The organism is Gordonia sp. NB41Y (genome assembly GCF_030718915.1).
GTDB lineage: Bacteria > Actinomycetota > Actinomycetes > Mycobacteriales > Mycobacteriaceae > Gordonia > Gordonia desulfuricans.
Window position 1 is genome coordinate 250496 of the sequence record NZ_CP132196.1, and the last position, 19489, is coordinate 269984.

Annotated in this window: 13 protein-coding genes and 1 pseudogene; 7 read left to right on the forward strand and 7 right to left on the reverse strand. The window is 68.3% G+C overall.

Annotated elements, in window-relative coordinates:
- The first annotated feature begins 1 nt into the window (after position 1).
- Complete coding sequence (locus Q9K23_RS01015; protein WP_053776750.1) at positions 2–1348, forward strand: MFS transporter; 1347 nt, start codon at positions 2–4, stop codon at positions 1346–1348.
- 82 nt (positions 1349–1430) lie between these two features.
- On the opposite strand, the gene Q9K23_RS01020 is transcribed toward Q9K23_RS01015, so the two are convergent.
- A complete protein-coding gene (locus tag Q9K23_RS01020) occupies positions 1431–2999 on the reverse strand; it encodes an AMP-binding protein (RefSeq protein ID WP_053776822.1) in 1569 nt (522 codons plus the stop codon).
- Between the two features lie 31 nt (positions 3000–3030).
- Between Q9K23_RS01020 and Q9K23_RS01025 the strand changes: the two genes are divergently transcribed.
- The 3 genes from Q9K23_RS01025 to Q9K23_RS01035 all read left to right on the forward strand — a co-directional run bounded on the left by Q9K23_RS01025 (position 3031) and on the right by Q9K23_RS01035 (position 5478).
- On the forward strand, positions 3031–3708 hold the full coding sequence (locus Q9K23_RS01025) for an isochorismatase family protein (RefSeq protein ID WP_020793707.1): 678 nt from the start codon (positions 3031–3033) through the stop codon (positions 3706–3708).
- Positions 3705–4430, forward strand: coding sequence for an SDR family NAD(P)-dependent oxidoreductase (locus Q9K23_RS01030; RefSeq protein WP_053776749.1), 726 nt, complete (start codon positions 3705–3707; stop codon positions 4428–4430). The genes Q9K23_RS01025 and Q9K23_RS01030 overlap by 4 nt, the downstream gene beginning before the upstream one ends.
- Positions 4431–4506: 76 nt before the next feature.
- Positions 4507–5478 (forward strand): ABC transporter substrate-binding protein, encoded by a 972-nt coding sequence (locus Q9K23_RS01035; RefSeq protein ID WP_053776748.1) that lies wholly within the window; start codon positions 4507–4509, stop codon positions 5476–5478.
- A 668-nt stretch (positions 5479–6146) separates the two neighbouring features.
- Here Q9K23_RS01035 and Q9K23_RS01040 read toward each other — a convergent pair.
- Positions 6147–7793 (reverse strand): HNH endonuclease signature motif containing protein, encoded by a 1647-nt coding sequence (locus Q9K23_RS01040; protein ID WP_305950348.1) that lies wholly within the window; start codon positions 7791–7793, stop codon positions 6147–6149.
- A 146-nt stretch (positions 7794–7939) separates the two neighbouring features.
- Here Q9K23_RS01040 and Q9K23_RS01045 point away from each other — a divergent pair, with 146 nt between their 5' ends.
- Positions 7940–8263, forward strand: coding sequence for a hypothetical protein (locus Q9K23_RS01045; RefSeq protein ID WP_053777187.1), 324 nt, complete (start codon positions 7940–7942; stop codon positions 8261–8263).
- On the forward strand, positions 8260–10665 hold the full coding sequence (locus Q9K23_RS01050; RefSeq protein WP_053777188.1) for a hypothetical protein: 2406 nt from the start codon (positions 8260–8262) through the stop codon (positions 10663–10665). The genes Q9K23_RS01045 and Q9K23_RS01050 overlap by 4 nt, the downstream gene beginning before the upstream one ends.
- Positions 10666–10675: 10 nt before the next feature.
- On the opposite strand, the gene meaB is transcribed toward Q9K23_RS01050, so the two are convergent.
- The 3 genes from meaB to Q9K23_RS01065 are packed head-to-tail and all read right to left on the reverse strand — an operon-like array spanning position 10676 to position 15965.
- Positions 10676–11686 carry a methylmalonyl Co-A mutase-associated GTPase MeaB gene (meaB, locus tag Q9K23_RS01055; protein ID WP_152972722.1) on the reverse strand — a complete coding sequence of 337 codons (1011 nt, stop codon included), beginning with the start codon at positions 11684–11686 and terminating at the stop codon, positions 10676–10678.
- Between the two features lie 26 nt (positions 11687–11712).
- Positions 11713–13977, reverse strand: a complete 2265-nt coding sequence (scpA, locus tag Q9K23_RS01060; RefSeq protein ID WP_020790809.1) for a methylmalonyl-CoA mutase — start codon at positions 13975–13977, stop codon at positions 11713–11715.
- The gene (locus tag Q9K23_RS01065) at positions 13974–15965 is read right to left on the reverse strand and encodes a methylmalonyl-CoA mutase family protein (RefSeq protein ID WP_305950349.1); all 1992 of its coding nucleotides are present in this window, start codon (positions 15963–15965) and stop codon (positions 13974–13976) included. The genes scpA and Q9K23_RS01065 overlap by 4 nt, the downstream gene beginning before the upstream one ends.
- A 204-nt stretch (positions 15966–16169) precedes the next feature.
- Between Q9K23_RS01065 and Q9K23_RS01070 the strand changes: the two genes are divergently transcribed.
- Positions 16170–16859 carry a TVP38/TMEM64 family protein gene (locus Q9K23_RS01070; RefSeq protein ID WP_261977895.1) on the forward strand — a complete coding sequence of 230 codons (690 nt, stop codon included), beginning with the start codon at positions 16170–16172 and terminating at the stop codon, positions 16857–16859.
- Positions 16860–17347: 488 nt separating this feature from the next.
- Here the strand turns inward: Q9K23_RS01070 and Q9K23_RS01075 are convergent.
- Positions 17348–18445 (reverse strand): annotated as a pseudogene (locus Q9K23_RS01075) (SPFH domain-containing protein); the annotation flags it as partial.
- A 72-nt stretch (positions 18446–18517) separates the two neighbouring features.
- Complete coding sequence (locus Q9K23_RS01080) at positions 18518–18946, reverse strand: NfeD family protein (protein ID WP_053777190.1); 429 nt, start codon at positions 18944–18946, stop codon at positions 18518–18520.
- Positions 18947–19489 lie beyond the last annotated feature (543 nt).

A 19489-nucleotide genomic window follows, 5' to 3' on the forward strand; every position in this document is an offset into this window, starting at 1 on the left:
CATGGCGGGTAAGGCCCGAGGGCTGCTGATCGACATCACGCCCTTGCGGGTGTCGGCACCGTTCCGGCGGATCTTCGTCGCACGCTTGATCTCACTCATCGCGATCGGCATGCTGCTGGTGTCGGTCCCGGTGCAGATGTACGACCTCACCGGATCGTCGGTGCAGGTCGGTGCGGCCACCGCGGTGACCGGTGTCGCCACCTTCGTCGGGATGTTGCTCGGCGGCGTGCTCGCCGATCGGTTCGATCGCAAGCTGCTGATCCTGGTGGGACGGTCCGCGGCGGCGCTCTCGTTCGCGGGGCTGGCGGCCAATGCGTTCGGCGCCTTCGGGTCGTCGGCCGCGGTGCCGGTGCTCTACGTACTGGCACTGGTCGACGGTCTGATCGGCGCATTGTCGACGTCGGCGCTGATGGCGGCGGTACCCACACTCATCCCGCGGCGGCATCTTGCCGCGGTCGGGGCGATCGGGGCGCTCACCGTGCGCATCGGGTCGGCGGTGTCGCCGGGTATCGCCGGCTTCGTCATCGGCGCGGCGGGTGTCGAGTGGGCCTATACCGTCGCCGCCGTGCTCGCCTTCATCACGGTGATCGTGATCAGCGGTCTGCCGTCGTTGCCCCCGCATGCCGCGGTCCTCGACGACGAGATCCCCGACGACGCGATTCCCGACGGGTCGGCCGCACCCGAACCGTCGCTCTCCGAACCCGGTTCGTCCGCCGACGCTCCGCCCGTACCGGTCCCGTCGCTGCAGGCATTCCTCCGGAGCCAGCGCGTGGTGGGTGCGGTGATGGTGGTCGGCGTGATCGCGATGTTCGCACCCGGCATCGTCGCCCTGCTGCCCGCGCTGGTCGCCCAGCGCTTCGACGCCAACCCGTCGGTCACCGGCCTGTTGTTCGCGGCGGTGGCAACCGGTGCGATGGTCGCGGCGCTCACCAGCGGATGGCTGGCTGCGGTGGCGCGGCCCGGACGTCTGTTGCTCGGCTCACTCGTCGCGACGTTCGCGCTGATGGCGCTGTTCGGTCTGGCGTCCTATGCCTGGCTCGCGATCATCCTGCTGGTGGTGATCGGATTCCTCGAGGCCATCCAGGAAGTGTTGCGGTACACGCTGATCCAGCACCACACCCCGGGACCGCTGCTCGGCCGGGTCAACGGGATCTGGATGGCGCAAGAGGTCTGTGGTGTCACCGTCGGCGCGCTGGTCGCGGGCGCCTTCGGGTCGCTCTGGGTGGCCTCCACCGCAGTCGTCTACTACAGCCTGATGTTGCTGGCCGCCGCAGTGGTGGCGGCACTGGTGCTGGGGTCGTTGCGTGCGGTGCGGGCCGAGGCGCCGGCCCGCACCCCGGTGGGCTGAGCACTCCGCCCCACCGGGAGATCCCGGTGGGGCGGTGAACGGTCCGGCCGAGGGACCCGGGCGGCCGGGCCCGGTGCCCCGCTCAGTGGGTCAGCAACTCCCGCAGCTTCTTACGGCTCACCTTGCCGACCCCGGTCTCGGGGAACGCCTCGATCACCTTGATCGCGTCCGGCAGCTTCCACTCGGCGAGACCGGATGCCCGCACGAAGGCGCGCAGCACACCCAGCGTCGGCGGTTCGGCCAGATCGGCGGGGATCACGTAGGCGCAGGTTCGTTCACCCAGGTACTGATCCGAACTCGCCACCACGATCACGTCCCGCACCGCCGGGTGGGCCAGGATGTGTTCTTCGACCTGTTCGGCCGACACCTTTTCGCCACCACGGTTGATCCGGTCGGTGCCCCGGCCCCGGACGATGAGGTTTCCCCGCCCGGTCAGCTCGACGACGTCACCGGTGCGGTACCACCCGTCGTCGGCGAACGACGACGGACTCGCGTCCTTCCAGTACGTACGGATCGTGTACGGCCCCTGGGTTTCCAGGAAGCCCGGCCCGTCGGTGACCGGCACGCCGTCCTCGTCGACCAGCCGGAGCTCGTCCCACTCCGACATCGGGCGTCCCTGGGTCCCGGTCACCTCGTCCTCGGGGTCGTCGAGGCCGGTGTAGCAGACCAGTCCCTCGGCCATCCCGAACACCTGCTGGAGGGTCACCCCGAGCGCCGGGGAGATGCGGCGGGCCAGCTCGTCGGGGCACCGGGCCCCACCCACCTGGACCGTCGCCAGACTGGACAGGTCGAAGTCGGTGCCGCCCTCGGCGGTCTCGGTCCAGATCCGCGCCAGCGGCGGTACCAGACCGACCATCGTGACGCGGTCACGTTGCACCAGTTCCCACGCCACCGACGGCAGCGGTGCCGCCGCGAGCACCACGGTGCCACCCGCATGGAGGGCACCCAGGATGCCCGGTGAGCTCATCGGGAAGTTGTGGGCGGCAGGCAGCACCACCAGGTAGACGGTGTCCTGGTCGACACCGCACACCTCGTTGCTGCGTCGAACGCTGTAGAGGTAGTCGGCGTGGGTCCGTGGGATCAGTTTGGGCACACCGGTACTGCCGCCGGACAACTGGAGGAACCCGAGATCCTCGGGGTCGGCCCGTCCGTGGTCGCGCGGTTCGGCCCAGAACTGCTCCAGGTCGTCGGAGTCGATCAGGTGGCGGACCGTGTCGACCTGCTCGCGCACCGTCTCGGCGAGGGCCCGGTAGTCGAATCCGCGTGTCGATGCCGGGGAGATGATCGCCACCGCGTCGGCCGAGCGGGCCACGCCGACCAGTTCGGTCGCCCGGTGCGCGGGCAGACCGAACACCGGCAGCGCCCGCATGCGGAACACGGCGAAGACCGCCTCGATGTAGGCCACCGAGTTCGGGATCTGCAGCAGGACGCGGTCGTCGGGGGCGATGCCCAGTTCGGCCAGCCCCGCGGCCAGACGTCCGACCCGGTCGTCGAGTTCGGCGTAGGTCAGTGAGCGGTCGGCATCCACCACGGCGACCTTGTCGGCGAACGCCGGGTCGGACGCCTTGCGGGCGACGATGTCGTCGAACGTCTCGTCCGACCACACCCCGTTCTGGCGATATTTCTGGGCAAGTTCCGAGGGCCATGACATCACACGCACGAGGTGAGGCTACCCTAAAGGCGTGCCGATCCCCTCCATTGCTCCGTACCAGATCCCCGCCGGACCGTTCCCGGCTCGAGTCGACTGGACATTGCACCCGGACAGGTGCGCGCTCCTCGTCCACGACATGCAGCGATATTTCATCGACGCCTACGACGTCACCCAGGAACCGATGGCCACCGCCCTGCCGAACATGGTCTCGATCCGTGAGGCCTGCCGGCGTGCCGGGGTGCCGGTGGTGTACACCGCACAGCCGGGCGATCAGCATCCGTCCCGGCGCGGCATCCTCGCCGACTTCTGGGGTCGCGGACTCGATTGCGGTCGCGACGAGGAGATCATCGACGAGCTCGCCCCGGCCGGCGACGACATCCAGGTCACCAAGTGGCGGTACTCGGGCTTCCAGCGCACCGACCTCCGCCAGTTGCTCGCACGTCATCAGCGGGACCAGCTGATCGTCGTCGGCGTCTACGCGCACATGGGATGCATGATCAGCGCCACCGAGGCGTTCATGAGCGATGTCGAGCCGTTCTTCGTCGTCGACGCCGTCGGTGACTTCACCCGCGACGAGCATCAGATGGCGGCCGACTACATCGCCAAGCGTGCGGGCCGCGTGACCAGTACGGCCGATGTGCTCGACGCCCTCACCCCTGCTCCGGCCCCGGGAGAGTCAGCGGTGGTCAGCGGCAGGGGCCGGGCGTGACCGACTCCCCTCGGGTATCCGGGCTCTCCGGCCGCCGAGTGCTGGTCACCGGTGCCGGCGGCGGGATCGGGACGGCCGTCTGCGCAGCGCTCCGCAACGTCGGGGCCACCGTGATCGGCTGGGACCTGACGTCGGGGGCCGGTGTGGACACCGCCGTCGACGTCACCGACCGGGACGCCGTCGCCGAGGCGTGGCGGGCGCTGGAATCAGAGGCGCCCGTGGACGTGGTGATCTCGGCCGCCGGTGTGATGAGTGACGACTGGGACCGCTGTATGGCGGTCAACGCGACCGGTGTCCGCAACGTCCTCGACATCACCACCGCCTCCCTCGCCGGGCGGCGGTCGGGTTCGGTGGTGGTGATCTCGAGCAATGCCGGTGCCACCCCGCGGATCGCGATGTCGGCCTATGCCGCATCCAAGGCCGCCGCCACCTCGTATGCGCGCAGCGTCGGCCTGGCGGTCGCCTCGGCCGGGGTACGCGTCAACATCGTCAGTCCCGGGTCCACCGACACCCCGATGCTGCGTGACATGTGGAGTTCCGACGCCGACCGCGATGCCGTCCTCGCCGGCGACCAGCAGGCGCACCGCCTGGGAATCCCGTTGCAGCGCATCGCCGACCCCGCCGACATCGCCGAGTCGGTGCTGTTCCTCGCCTCCGACGCCGCGCGCCACATCACGCTGCACGACCTGCGCGTGGACGGCGGCGCCACCCTCGATATGTAGTGGCCGGCCCGGCCACCGCTGAATCCCGGACCCCGGGTAACCGAATCCCCCTGCCCACAACGATGATTGGATTGAAGTGAAACGCTCAACCCTGATGCTGCGCGGCCTGGTGGTCGCGGCTGCCGTGAGCATGGTCGCCTTCCTCGGCGCCTGCTCGTCCCCCGATGAGGACTCCTCGTCGTCGAGCACCGCGTTCACGCCGGTGACCATCGACCACGAGTTCGGTTCGACCACCATCGACACCCAGCCGCAGCGCGTGGTCACCTTGCTCACCGACTGGTCGGACACCCTGGCGGCGCTCGACATCCCGATCACCGCCCAGTTCGTCGAGAAGGGTCACGAGACCTTCCCGTGGACACCCGAGCACCAGACCGAACTGGTTCCGGTCAACGACATCTCGCAGGTCGGTGTCGCCGAGATCGCCAAGTTCGATCCGGACGTGATCCTGGCCGGATACCTCGGCGACGAGGCGCGGTACAAGAAGCTCAGCGAGATCGCCCCGACCGTCCCGGTGATCACCAAGGGCTCGATGGTCGACAGCTGGGAGCTGGTGACCACCACCGCCGGAAAGATCTTCGGCAAGCAGGAGCAGGCGCAGCAGCTGATCGACTCGACCAACGGTGAGATCGCCGCGTTCAAGTCGAAGTACCCGTCTGCCGTGGGCAAGACCTTCACCTTCGCCCAGGTCGGACCGACCGGCCAGGTCGGTGTGGTGAACTCCACCGACGACGCATCCGCGGGCCTGCTCGCCCAGCTGGGCTTCACCCTGGATCCGCAGATCGCCGCACTGCACACCGGTACGGCCACCCGTGCCCTGATCTCGCCCGAGCGGATCAACCTGCTGAACTCCGATCTCCTGGTGGTCTACGTGCCCGGTGGTGACCAGAACGTCGTGAACCAGGTTCCCGGCTGGTCCGATCTGAAAGCCGTCCGCAACGGCACCGTCATCTACATCACCAACGACAACCACGCCGCGTTCAGCGTCCCGAGCGCGCCGTCGGTCTCGTACGTGATCGAGACGGTCAGCCCCGCGGCAGCCAAACTCTGAACCTGATCAGACCCCAACTCTGATCCGGATGATTCACCGGCCCCTACCCGTCACCGGGTAGGGGCCGGTGTTCGTCGATGACCCACTGAGGTGGCGGCACACCTCGTCGGCGCAACCAGCAATCAGCCGTTGATGATTGAGCTGGGAGCGTCCACCGATGATTGAGCCGGGACCGAGCCGGAAAGGCGAGGACCCGTGTCGAAATCTCCGCAGCCTACGTGGGATGGTGACCACCTCTGAGGTGGTCACGTCGCATCGTCGGCTCAAGCAGCAACCGCCAGTGGCTGATTGAGCCGCAACCCTCCACGATGATTGAGCCGGGACCGAGCCGGAAAGGCGAGGACCCGTGTCGAAATCTCCGCAGCCTACCTCGGATGGCGACCACCTCTGAGGTGGTCACGTCGCATCGTCGGCTCAAGCAGCAACCGCCAGTGGCTGATTGAGCCGCAACCCTCCACGATGATTGAGCCGGGACCGAGCCGGAAAGGCGAGGACCCGAGTCGAAATCCCCGCAACCTACCTCGGATGGTGACCACCTCAGAAGTGGTCACGTCGACGTCGTCGGCCGACAGAGGTTTCGACACGCCTCGTCGCTCCGCTCCTCATCGGCTCATCGCTCCTATGTCAACCGCCAGTGGCTGATTGAGCCGTAACTCGATCACCACCGATCAGAACGGTGGCGGGTTAGCCTCATCCCACCGCCGACGAGCCAGATCAGCCCGACGCCGATGCTCCCGATACAACTCGGCGATCTTCTCCCGCGCCGGATGATCCGGCGGCTTCGGCACCAACTCGGCCAACCCCAGGAACAGATCGGTACCCCGATACGCATTCCCCACAAAGTAATGCCCCGTCGGAGACCCGAACACCGCCCGCCCGAACTCATCGGTGAAATCCCGCCACCCGGTGAACGTCTTCATCCGATGATGAAGACGACACAACGGTTTCAGATTCCACCACTCCGTCGGACCCCGCTCCGGATGACCATGATCATAAGGTTCGGTGTGATCGACATCCGACGACCACGCCCGATTGTTACACCCCGGCCACGTACAACACAGATCGGCGGCAAAGGCGTACGCGGTCTTCTGTTTCCCCGGCCGATACCGCATCCGCGCCGACCGCTGCATCATCTCCCGGGTGATCGCGGTGGTCCGGGTGAACTCCTGCATCGCCAACTCCCGGACGGTATCGGCATCGATCACCCCACCGTCATCGGTGAACCCCGGCTCGTCATCATCACCATCGAGGGTCGACTGATTGGCGATCACATGGATCACCACCCCCACCGCCGGAACCGTACTCCCGGCAGGGTCCACGCCCGCATCGGGTTCCACGCTCGTATCGGGGTCGGTGAGCGGGGTCGGCTCCGACACCGCAACCTCGGCCGCGGCAACACACTGCGGGCACAGACACCGCAACTGCTGGTGCACCGAACTCGCGATCAACGCATCCGAACGACGCTGGGCCAGACTCCGCGGATCCTCGGCATGTACCGACTCGGCCATCGCGGTCAACCGGGCATCGACCAGGGCGGCATCCACATCCGGCAGACTCGCGGTGATCCGCGACTGCCCCGGCACGAACCGATCCTGGGTCACGGTCACCTTACGTTCGGCCTTCGCATGAGCGCGACGCCGTTTCACCGCGTCCGGATCGACCACGGCCACGGTCTTGTCGACCATGGTGGTGAACCGTTTCACCGACATCTGGTCACGGGCATAGATCTGCTCGGCGATCCGGGCGTCGACCTGCTCGATCGATTCCGGAGTCACCAGCCGGGTCCTTGCCACCACGATCCGGAAACGTTGCTCATCGATCCGACCCTGCGCCAGGGTGGCCGCGGTCAACGGCACCCGATACCGCAACGCATCACCGAGGGTGATCACCTCACGGGCCACCGCCGGCGGAACACACAACACCGCACCCACATGCGCGATGGCCTGTTCCAAACCATCCGGGCCATAGCGGGCCCGTGGATCCTCACCACAGCGAGCAGCGGTGACCGCCGCCTCGAACGCCTCGATCGAGTCCATCTCGCCCGAGGTGTGTTCGGCCATCTGCCGGTGATGAGACTCTTCGTAGTCCTCGTAGAGCAACGACGCGGCCTGCAACATCCGGTACCAGGCCGTCGCCCGGGTCGCCGCGCAGTGGGCGAGGATCTCGGTCAGGTCACCGGCATCGAGTTCCTCATCGCCCCAATACCGTTCGGCCACCGGTACCGTAAACGGCTGCAACTCCACCAGGTCCTGCCACGACAACCCGCCCTCACCGGCCGTGCCGGCCGGTTGTGCTGACGCCATCCCCGAGGTCATGCACCGAACATACAGACGAGGTCCGACAGAATCCGTCGCCGCCGACCACACCGGTGTGGCCTGTGGATGGATTCCGCCACGTCGCCGCGCGGCGTCGTAGAGTCCTCGCAAGTCACACAGGCGCGACAAGTGTTGAAGGGGCAGCGATGAGCGGGGACTTCGTGGTCGACCCGATGGCCGTCGACGGTATCGCCGCAGGGCTCGAGAGCATGGCGTACGACATCGAAAGCGTTGCGCGGTGCGATCTCACGACGACGATGGCCGTGGCGATGCCCCACTCACCGATGGTCGCCGCCGCGCAGAAGGCCACCGACGGCCTGCACCAGGCGCAGACCGCGGTCTCCGGGCAGTGGGAGACGTTCGCGGCAGCAGTCCGGGCGGTGCGCACGATCGCCGCGTCCGCCGACGAGGAGAACGCGACGACGTTCGCACATCTGGCCGAGCTGCCGCACGCACAGGCGCCGCGATGACCGGTCACGCACTCACCAAGGCGATCATGGACGAGTGGCGGCCGTGGGATCTGCCCAGACCGGAACTGTCCGCGCTGGCGAAGGCCATCGTCGAGAACTCCACCGCGGCGGAACGGTGTGTCGACCAGATCCCGGCGACGTCGTGGAGCGGCGCCGCCCGCACCGCCGCCGACACACGCGCCCGAGAGCAGCGCATGTGGGCCAAGGCGGTCGCGGGCCGGATTCAGGACCTGCAGACCGCGCTCACCGAGGCGGCCGAGGCGATCAGCGCCTCCAAGGCGGTGGTCAACGATGCGCTCATGACCGCGGCATTCCAGGGCTTCCTCCCGGTCGGCTCGAACGATCCCACCTGGACCATGCGGTATGCCCGCCGCGGTACCGAACCACGGACACCCGCCCGGAAGGCGGCCGAGGAACGCGAATGGACCGATTTCGTCAAGGCAAAGGCCGACGATCTGGCCGGCACCGCGGCCGAGCACGCCGACCGAATCCGCGGCGCGGTCCATGCCCTGCACACCGTCGCCCCACCCGAACTCACCCTCAGCGCACAGGACGGCCGGCGTCACGCACTGATGGCCGAGGGCGGGTGGACGCCCGCGGAGGTGGCCGCGATCGGGCGGAGCCTGCTGGCCGCCGGACTGACGTCGATGCAGATCGAGAAGCTGCGCAACGGCGAGCAACTCACCGACGTCCCCCTCGGTGTCCAGCAGTACCTGCACATGTTCTACGGAAACCTCGGCCCGGCGGAACTGTTCGCGCTCCACACCGCCATGACCGGGCTCGATGATCCGTCCCGCCATTCGTGGTCCAGCGCCCTCGGTCAGGGACTCCTGGTGCTCTCGAACGAGAACGTGGGGACCAACACCGGATTCGAGTACCTGCCGCAGTGGGCACGTACCTGGGCCGAGAACCGCAATTCGAACGAGAGCGCTCGCGTCAAGACCGTCGACATACCGCTGATGCGGTTGTTGCGCAGCACCCACGGAGTTCCGCCCGGTGAGCGTCTGGGCGTCGAACTGATCCGGAAGGCTGCGGGCGGAGCGAGCCGAGGCGCCGACAGCGGACTCATGTACACAGCGACCATCTATACCGAGGACGACCTCGGTCCCGAGATCGCCGACCGCACCTACCAGTTCACGATTTCGTCGCTGCTGGAGGTGGGTGCCCGGAACCACGAGGCGTCGGCGGCATTTCTCTCTGGGCACTATGCCGACGGCACGGCATTACCGCACTTCGATCGAGATCAGATGACCACGTGGCTCTACGCCCACGAGTGGGACGACGACGGCAGGACCGTCGGCGGACTCGTCGGCTGGATCGGCGATGCCGCCGCAAGCGGTGATCCCGGTCAGGTCGCACTGGCCAATCGCGCCTTCACCGGCCTGCTCGACCACGCCACCACCACAACGGGTGGGAACACCTTCGACACCCTCATGAACGCCAATCCGGACCGGGACGCGATCGGGAAGATCAACCCACTGCTGGCCGACGCCCTCCTCGACGCCACGCTGCCGTATCTGAACGTCCTCGCCGGCTCCACGGCGGGCGGAGACACCGTCCCCCACCTCGACCCGACACTCCTCGACCCGTCGAACGGCGGCCACTCGTACGGCACGGACGAAGTCCAACGGCGGGCCGCACGACTGTTCACGCTCATCGCCAGCGACAACGTGGACGGGGTGCCACAGACGCGAGCCGGAGCCGAACTGTATCGCGCCGTCCTGCAACAGATAGAGCTCAACGGCGCTGCCGCGGCGCACAATCCCGCCGATGCACGTGGCCTGGGCGATTTCAGTACCAACCTCCGGTACCTGGCACAGATGGGTCTCTATGGTGCGGAATACGATCTGCAACTCGACGAGAACAACCGGGTCGACGCCCAGAACGAAACGAATCTGAAGGTGAAGAACCTGATGACCTCGGTGTCGGCCGGACTGACCGCGGTGCCGCATCCGGTGGCGATCGCCGCCGGGGCCGCCGGCACGGCCATCACACCGTGGGTGCTGTCCCCCGAGGCCGCCGACGATGTTCCACTGTCGCTCGGGAAGGGCCTCATCGACGGCGACTCACCGGTCGACAACGAGATCCTGCTGACCTACGGGGCACTGGCCCAGATCCTGCGCGAGGACCAGATCCACGGTTCCGGCCCGCTCTACCACAACGGTTCCCTGAAGTCGCTCGACGACCTGCTGTCGGGGACCACGTCCACACGCCAGAACCTGCTGATGGACATGGAGACCGCCCTGCGTGAGATCGTCGCCGACGACCCCGACGTCAACCGGAAGTACATCGTCGACAATCTGCAGGCCGGCGTGGGCACCGGTGGCCGCAACGGATCGTTCCACTTCGACCCGAACAACCCCGAGAACTACGAACGACTCATCCTGCGCGGACCGGACTGACCGGCAGGTGTCAGCGCTCGGCGTCGAACGCGTCGATGATCTGCTTCGCGCCGAGCGCCGGTGTGAGATCGCCTGAGCGGACACGGGATTCGACGTCGTCGCGGATCCCGGCGACCCCGGCGCTGTGCGACAGCCGCGAGAGCACGGTGTCGCGGGCCATCTCCCACATCCAGTCGCTCTGCTGACGGCTCCGACGACCCTCGAACTCCCCTGCCCTGGTGAGGGTTTCGCGATGTTCGAGGACCGCGTTCCAGAAGTCGTCGACGCCGGTGTTCTCCAGCGCACTCATCGTCTGCACCGGGGGCATCCACAGCGCATTGTGCGGATAGATCAGCTTGAGCGCGTTCTTCAGCTCACGCGCAGCCGACTTGGCCTCCAGCTCGTGCTTGCCGTCGGCCTTGTTGACCATGATGACGTCGGCGAGTTCGAGGACACCCTTCTTGATGCCCTGCAACGAGTCCCCGGTCCGGGCGAGGGTCAAGAAGGTGAACGTGTCGACCATGTTGGCGACGGCCACCTCCGACTGCCCCACGCCGACCGTCTCCACCAGCACCACGTCGAAGCCCGCGGCCTCCACCAGCACGATGGTCTCGCGGGTGGCCTTGGTCACACCGCCGAGTGTGCCGGAGGTCGGGGACGGCCGGATGTAGGCGTTCGGGTTGACCGACAGCTGCCCCATCCGGGTCTTGTCCCCGAGGATCGACCCACCGGTCCGGGTGGACGACGGGTCGACGGCCAGCACGGCGACCTTGTGCCCCATCGAGATCAGATGCATCCCGAGGGCCTCGATGGTGGTCGACTTGCCGACACCGGGAACCCCGGTGATACCGACCCGGAACGACCGGCCTGCGTGCGGGGTCAACCGCAGCAGCAGGTCCTGGGCGGCGGCGCGGTGATCGGCCCGGGTCGACTCGACCAGAGTGATCGCCCGCGCCAGGTCGGCCCGCTTGTCGGCGAGGATGCCCTGCTCCAGGGCATCGAGGTCGAGTGGCGGGCGTGCGGGCCGCGGTGCGGCCCGCACACCGGTGGTGTTCACGTCGTGCGCGCTCACTCCGAGGCGACTCCGGCCAGTTCCAGCCCGAGGCTGTCGGCCAGCTTCGAGACCAGCTCGACCGCGGAGTCGGCGATCACCGTTCCGGGCGGGAAGATCGCCGAGGCGCCGGCCTCGTAGAGCTCGTCGAAATCGCCCGGCGGGATGACACCACCCACGACGATCATGATGTCGGGACGGCCCACCTCCTCGAGCGCCTTGCGCAACGCGGGCACCAGCGTGAGGTGACCGGCTGCGAGCGACGACACGCCGACGACGTGCACGTCGTTGTCGGCCGCCTGTGCGGCGACCTCCTCCGGGGTGGCGAACAACGGGCCCACGTCGACGTCGAAGCCGAGGTCGGCGAACGCCGTGGCGATCACCTTCTGTCCTCGGTCGTGTCCGTCCTGACCCATCTTCGCCACCAGGACTCGGGGGCGTCGGCCTTCCGCCTCGGCGAACTGCCTGACGATCTCGATGGCGGAGTCGACGCCACTCACCTCGCCCACCTCATGTCGATACACCCCACTGATGGTCTTGATCTCGGCCTGATGCCGACCATAGACCTTCTCGAGCGCCTCGGAGATCTCACCGACGGTGGCCTGACGGCGTGCCGCGTCGATGGCCAGGGCCATCAGGTTGTTCTCCATGCCGCCGTCGGACGATGCCGCGGCGCGGGTGAGCTCGGCCAGGGCCTTCTCGACGGCAGCCGAATCACGGCCTGCGCGAAGCCGGTCGAGCTTCTCCAGCTGTTCGGTGCGCACCTTGGAGTTCTCGACCTTGAGGACCTCGATCTCCTCGTCCTCGGTCACCTGGTACTTGTTCACCCCGACCAGGGGCTGCTGACCGGAGTCGATGCGGGCCTGCGTACGGGCCGCGGCCTCCTCGATCCGCAGCTTGGGCAGACCCTCGTTGATCGCCTGGGTCATGCCGCCGGCGGCCTCGACCTCGGCGATGTGCGCGCGGGCCTTCTGTGCCAGCTGGTGGGTCAGCCACTCGACGTAGTTCGATCCGGCCCACGGGTCGATCGGACGGGTGGTGCCCGACTCCTGCTGCAGCAGCAGCTGGGTGTTACGTGCGATACGTGCCGAGAAGTCGGTCGGCAGCGCGATCGCCTCGTCGAGGGCGTTGGTGTGCAGCGACTGGGTATGGCCCTGGGTCGCGGCCATCGCCTCCACGCAGGTGCGCGCGACGTTGTTGAACACGTCCTGCGCGGTCAGCGACCAGCCGGAGGTCTGCGAGTGGGTCCGCAGCGACAGCGACTTGGCGCTCTTGGGCTCGAACTGGGCGACGAGCTCACTCCACAGCAGGCGTGCCGCACGCAGTTTGGCGACCTCCATGAAGAAGTTCATGCCGATGCCCCAGAAGAACGACAGCCGAGGCGCGAACTTGTCGATGTCGAGGCCGGCGTCGAGGCCGGCCCGGATGTACTCGACACCGTCGGCCAGGGTGTAGGCCAGCTCGAGGTCGGCGGTCGCACCGGCCTCCTGGATGTGGTAGCCGGAGATGGAGATCGAGTTGAACTTCGGCATCTTCTGGCTGGTGTACTCGAAGATGTTCGAGATGATCCGCATCGACGGCTTCGGCGGATAGATGTAGGTGTTGCGGACCATGAACTCTTTGAGGATGTCGTTCTGGATGGTCCCGGCCAGCTTCTCCGGCGGCACCCCCTGCTCCTCGGCCGCGACGACGTAGAGTGCCAGGATCGGCAGCACCGCACCGTTCATGGTCATCGACACCGACACGTTGCCCAGGTCGATCCCGGCGAACAGCTGCCGCATGTCGAGGATGGAGTCGATCGCCACGCCGGCCATACCGACGTCGCCGGCCACTCGCGGGTGGTCGGAGTCGTAGCCGCGGTGGGTGGCGAGGTCGAACGCCACCGACAGACCCTTCTGGCCGGCGGCCAGGTTGCGTCGGTAGAAGGCATTCGACTCGGCGGCGGTGGAGAAGCCGGCGTACTGCCGGATCGTCCACGGCTGGTTGACGTACATCGTCGGGTACGGGCCACGGATGAACGGGGCCGCACCGGGGATCGAGTCGATCGGGTACGGGTGCTCGGCGTCGGCGGCGACCGCGTCACGGTCGGCCCGGGTGTAGACCGGCTTGACGTCGATCTGCTCCGGGGTCGACCAGGTCACCTGCTCGTCGGTGTAACCGTGTGCGCCGGCGAGACCGGAGATCACCGCACCGGCGTCGAGACCGGTGGCGGGTACCGCCCCGCCGTCGAGGGTGACATCGGCGAAATCCGGGATGGCCGTGCTGGATTCGGTGTTGGTCATGCTTGTTCTCCCCGCTCCTGTGCTCCCGGTGTCTGCGGCTGTGCGCTATCCGACGCGGCGAGCGCGTCGGACAGCTCGGTGAGGGTGGCCACCGCATCGATGCCGACGCGCAGCGACCCGTCCGGACGGTCGTCGCCGTCGGGCCACTCCTTGTCCGGACCGGCCAGCAGCACGCGGGTGAGGCCGGCGGCGCGGGCCGCGGCCAGCGCGGCCGGACCGTCGGTGCCGTAGCGGGCCTTGGTGCCGCACAGCACCGCGATCGGACTGCCGGTGTCGGCGACCGCGGCGGCGATCTCCTCGGCGGTCAGCGGACCGGGGTTGGCTGCGGCGATGCCACCCGCGGCGAGCAGGTTGGCGACGAACGTGGTGCGTCCGTTGTGTTCGGCGACACTGCCCAGCGGCAGCAGCAGGATCTGCGGCCGGGCTCCGGTGGCGGCGAGCTGGGCGTCGGACCGGTCGCGCAGGTCCTCGAAGGCGCGGCCCACGCGGGCGAGCCGCGGGGTGGCGCCGACCACGTCGGTGGCACCGGCGACCGAACCGCGCAACGGCTTCTCGTCGAGGTTCGGAAACTCGTTGACACCGGTGACCGAGGCCCGACGATGGGCGACCTCGACGTCGCGGGCGGCCAGCGACTCCCCGATGCGGTCGGCGATCCAGCCGGCCGCCAGGGCGCCGCGGTAGCCGCCCTGACGCTCGACATCGGTGAACACCGACCATGCGGAGGCGGCGAGGTCGTCGGTCAGCGATTCGACGAACCACGAACCGCCGGCCGGGTCCAGAACCCGGCCGATGTTGGACTCCTCGACCAGCAGCAACTGGGTGTTGCGGGCGATCCGGCGCGAGAAGCGGGCACCGGAGGTGCGCTGCTCGGCCGGGATGGCGGCGTCGAAGGCCAGGACGGTGACCTGGTCGGCACCGCCGACACCGGCACCGAAGGCGGCGATGGTGCTGCGCAGCATGTTGACCCACGGATCACGCTGGCTGTACATGGACAGGTCGGTGACCGCATGGGTGAGGGCGGCACCGGCGTCGGGGGCTCCGACGACCTCGGCGACACGCGCCCAGACACGGCGTAGCGCACGCAGTTTCGCGATACCGGCGAACTGGTCGTCGTCGACGGAGACGGCGAACGAGATCTGGCCGAGGGCGCTCGCGGCGTCGAGTCCGGCGGCGGTGAGGTCACGCAGGTGTGCCAGTGCCGCGGAGACGATCAGGCCGAGCTCCAGGGCGTCGTTCGCACCCGCGGTGGCGAAGTCGGTGCCGTCCACCCGGAAGGCACGCACCGATCCCGCACCGGTGGCACCGGCCACCTCGGCGGCGAGCGCGGTGGCGGCGTCGGTGTCGACGGTGGGGCGACCGGAGAAAGCGGCGGTCAGCGGTGAGAAACCGAACGACAGGGTGGTCGCGGCGGTCGGCGTGGCGGCCTCGGGGGCGGCCAGTCCGGCCTGCTTGACGGCGAGGACCGCTCGGGCGGCCTCGATCCCCTGGGTGCCGGCGTCGAGCGTGAGCGGCACCAGGTCGAGGAAGACGTTGGCGAGAACGGCCGGGAGGTCGTCGACACCGATCGTGCCGCCGATCTCGAGCCACAGCCCGCTGGCGCCGTTCATCATGGCGTCGAGGATGTCGCCGTTGATCTGCTCGATCGGGTCCTGCTCACCGTCGGCGGGATCGTCGCCGAACCGCTCGGTGACCCGCCAGCCGGCCAGCACGTCGCGTGCCGGATCGGCGCCGCGGACGAACGGGAACCGCCCCGGGACGCCAGGTTCGGTGGTCTCGTCACGCCGCGTGTAGAGCGGGCGGACGGTCAGCCCTTCGGGAGTGGTGGTCGACAGCAACGCCTCGGGGGTGTCCGGGAGTTGATCGACCTCGATGCGACGGGACTTGGCCAGGACCGCCGCCGCTGCGGTCGACCACGACCGGTATGCGTCGGCCAGGTCCGCCGACCCCGCCGGATCGGATGCTGCTGAATGCACGGTTTGCTCGGGCATCGGGCTGGACACACCTCCATAGTGCGCTCGGTGATCAGAGCGTAGTTGACCTTAGCCGATCGCTCGGTCGGCCCCTACCGGTTGGGCCGCGGCGTGAGATATGCCACCACGAAGCGTCGGTACAGTGGATGGGTGCCACGTGACCAGCGCCCCGTCGTCGAGACCCCAGTCGAAGACGAGGCTGTGACGCCGGACACGTCGACGATACCCGTCGACGACTCGGCCCCGGAACGGCAGGGGCGGCGCAGCATCCGGAACGCGGTTCTCGGCCTGATCGTGGTGTGCGCCCTGCTGGGGATCTCCTACCTGCTGCCGATCCCATCGGTGGCCAGCGTCCGCGAATGGGGTGAGGATCTCGGCCCGGCATTCGTGTGGGTGTTCTTCCTCGCCTACGTCGTGGTGACCCTGTTCCCGATCCCGCGCACGATCTTCACCGTCATGTCGGGGGTGTTCTTCGGGCCGGTCGTCGGACTCGTCGGTGCGATGATCTCGGCGACGCTGGCCGCCTATCTGGCGTTCCGGATCGCCCGCGGGGCCGGACGCACCCGGGTCCAGCCCTATCTGCGGCGGCCGGTGATCCGGGCCGTGGAGTACCGCCTCGCGCACCGCGGCTGGCTCGCCGTCGGGTCCCTGCGGCTGATCCCGGTGTGCCCGTTCTGGCTGCTGAACTACTGCTCCGGGTTGTCGTCGGTGCGCACCGTGCCCTACCTGCTGGCGACCGTGATCGGGATGGCCCCCGGTACCACCGCCGTGGTGCTGCTCGGCGACGCGCTGACCGGATCACAGAATCCGTGGCTGCTGCTGCTCAGCGGCACGTTCTTCGCCATCGGCGTGATCGGCCTGATCGTCGACGTCCGGATGCCGGTCGACCAGCCGGCATCGGCGACCGACTGAATCCACCGGACCAGATCCACCGGACCAGATCCACCGGACCGGGACCACCGGCCAGGCGACCGAAGCCGCTGCGCGGAGAACGACGCCGGTCGGCGCTAGCCGGGCGCAAGACCGCCCGCCGGTGGCCATCGGGTCTGTCCCTCACCCGGGTGCGCCCCACCCGGGTACTGCGGACCGGGGTACTGCTCCGGCGCCTGGTACCTGCCCGCCGGGTCCCCGCTCGGGAGACCCTCGCCGGGCAAACCCTGCCCGGCAAGACCCTGACTCGAGAAGCCATGGTCGGTATAGCCCTGACCGGTATAGTCCTGGCCGCCCGGGTCCTGGCGGGGCAGACCCTGGTCCGCGGCATGCTGGCCGCCGACAGCCGGCCCGGCCGGACGGGGCGCATCCGCATACTGTTCCGGCGCGAACCGGGCAGGCTGGTCCGGGGTGATCTCCGGACTCGGGGTGATCGCGGGAGCCGGTGCGGGCTCCGGGCGTCGGAGCGGCAGTTCGGGCTCGACGGGCTGGCGGGCCACCGCCTCCGCCTCGGCCACCGCCTGGGCGACCTTCGGGTCGGTCGACATGTCGAACCAGCCCTCGGTGTCGGACTCGTCGATCTCGGGGACCGCGTCGTCGGTCGGCTCGTACCGGAACACCCCGTCGTCGCCGCGGGCACCGAACGACCGTGCGAATCCCTGCAGTGCGGACCCGAAGTCGGTCGGCAGCACCCACACCTTGCTCGCCTCTCCCCTGGCCATCTCGGGGATCTGCTGCAGGTACTGGTAGGCCAGCACCTCGGGAGTCGGTTTGCTCGCCTTGACCGCGGCGAACCGCTTCTGGATGGCCTTGGCCTCACCTTGCGCCTTCAGATACACCGCCGCACGTTCACCCTGCGCGCGCAGGATGCGGGACTGGCGTTCGGCCTCGGCGCCCAGGATGGCGGCCTGCTTGGCGCCCTCGGCCGCCAGGATCTGGCTCTGCTTGTTGCCCTCGGCGGTCTTGATCGCCGATTCGCGCTGGCCCTCGGCGGTCAGGATGGTCGCCCGCTTCTCGCGGTCGGCCTTCATCTGCTTCTCCATCGACTCCTGGATCGACGGTGGCGGCATGATCGACTTGAGTTCCACCCGGGCCACCCGCAGACCCCAGCGGCCGGTGGCCTCGTCGAGGACCCCGCGCAACTGTCCGTTGATCGAGTCGCGGGAGGTGAGCGTCTCCTCGAGGGTCATACCGCCGACGACGTTGCGCAGGGTGGTGATGGTCAGCTGCTCGACACCGGCGATGTAGTCGTCGATCTCGTAGACCGCCGAGCGCGGGTTGGTCACCTGGAAGTAGACGACGGTGTCGATCGACAGCGTCAGGTTGTCCTCGGTGATCACCGGTTGCGGCGGGAACGACACGACGCGCTCACGGATGTCGACACGTGCACGGATGCGATCGATGAACGGGATCAGGAGGGTGAGCTGCCCGGACACGGTGCGGGTGTAGCGGCCCAGCCGTTCGATGACCGCGGCCTCGGCCTGCGGGATCAGTGCCACCGCCCGGGCCAGGACCACCACGACCATCACGATCAACAGGACCGCGATGATCAGACCGACGTATTCCATACGTACTCCCCACTCTCGGTTGGTGTCAGTACTCGTGAACTGTTGTCAGGTCGCCCACGCTCGTGTGGTTCTTCACGTCTTCCAGACGACCGCGGTGGCCCCGTCGATCTCCACGACGGTCACCTCGTCGCCGGGCTCGAACACCTCGCCCGGCGTCATCGCCCGCGCCGACCATTCGTCGCCGCCGATCTTGACGCGTCCCGCGTGCTCGTCGACCCGGGTGGTCACCGTCGCATGCCTGCCCTCGAGGGCCTCGATGTTGGTGCGATAGGTGGGGCGGGTGAGCAGATGCCGTTTGGCGACCGGGCGCACGGTGGTGAGCAGCAGAATCGAGACCACCGCGAACACGACCCCGTCCACCCAGATCGGGGCGCCGAAGAAATAGTCGACGCCGGCGGCGGCGAGCGCACCACCACCGAGCATCAGCAGCACGAGGTCCCCGGTGACCAGTTCACCGATCACCAGAACGATCACCGCCGCGATCCACACGAGCGCGCTCATGAACCCAGTCTGCCAGAGAATCCGATCGTGCCGGAGCGGCCTTTCGAGCGTGCGGATCTCTTCAGTCGCGCCTGCGCGGGTGGGTGGATCGGCGGATCGGGGGTGGTGGATTCTGCTCCGACGGGCGTGTCGTTCGCCGGTGCTCGGGCACCGCGGACCGTGGTCGCGTTGGCGAGGCCGGCCGGCGGAGATTTCGACACGCCTCGTCGCTACGCTCCTCGTCGGCTCAATCAGCGTAAGGACCACGCCCGACGGTGCGCTTCTCGTCGGCTCACCCATCAACGGCAGCACCATTATTCGGTGGTTGAGCCGGGACCGAGCGCAGCGAGGACCCGTGTCGAAACCCGGTGACCGGACGATGTCGGTAACCCCCTCGAACGCGGGTTGCGTCCCGAACTCGGCCGACGGAGATTTCGACACGCCTCGTCGCTACGCTCCTCGTCGGCTCAATCAGCGTAAGGACACGCCCGACGGTGCGCTTCTCGTCGGCTCACCCATCAACGGCAGCACCATTATTCGGTGGTTGAGCCGGGACCGAGCGCA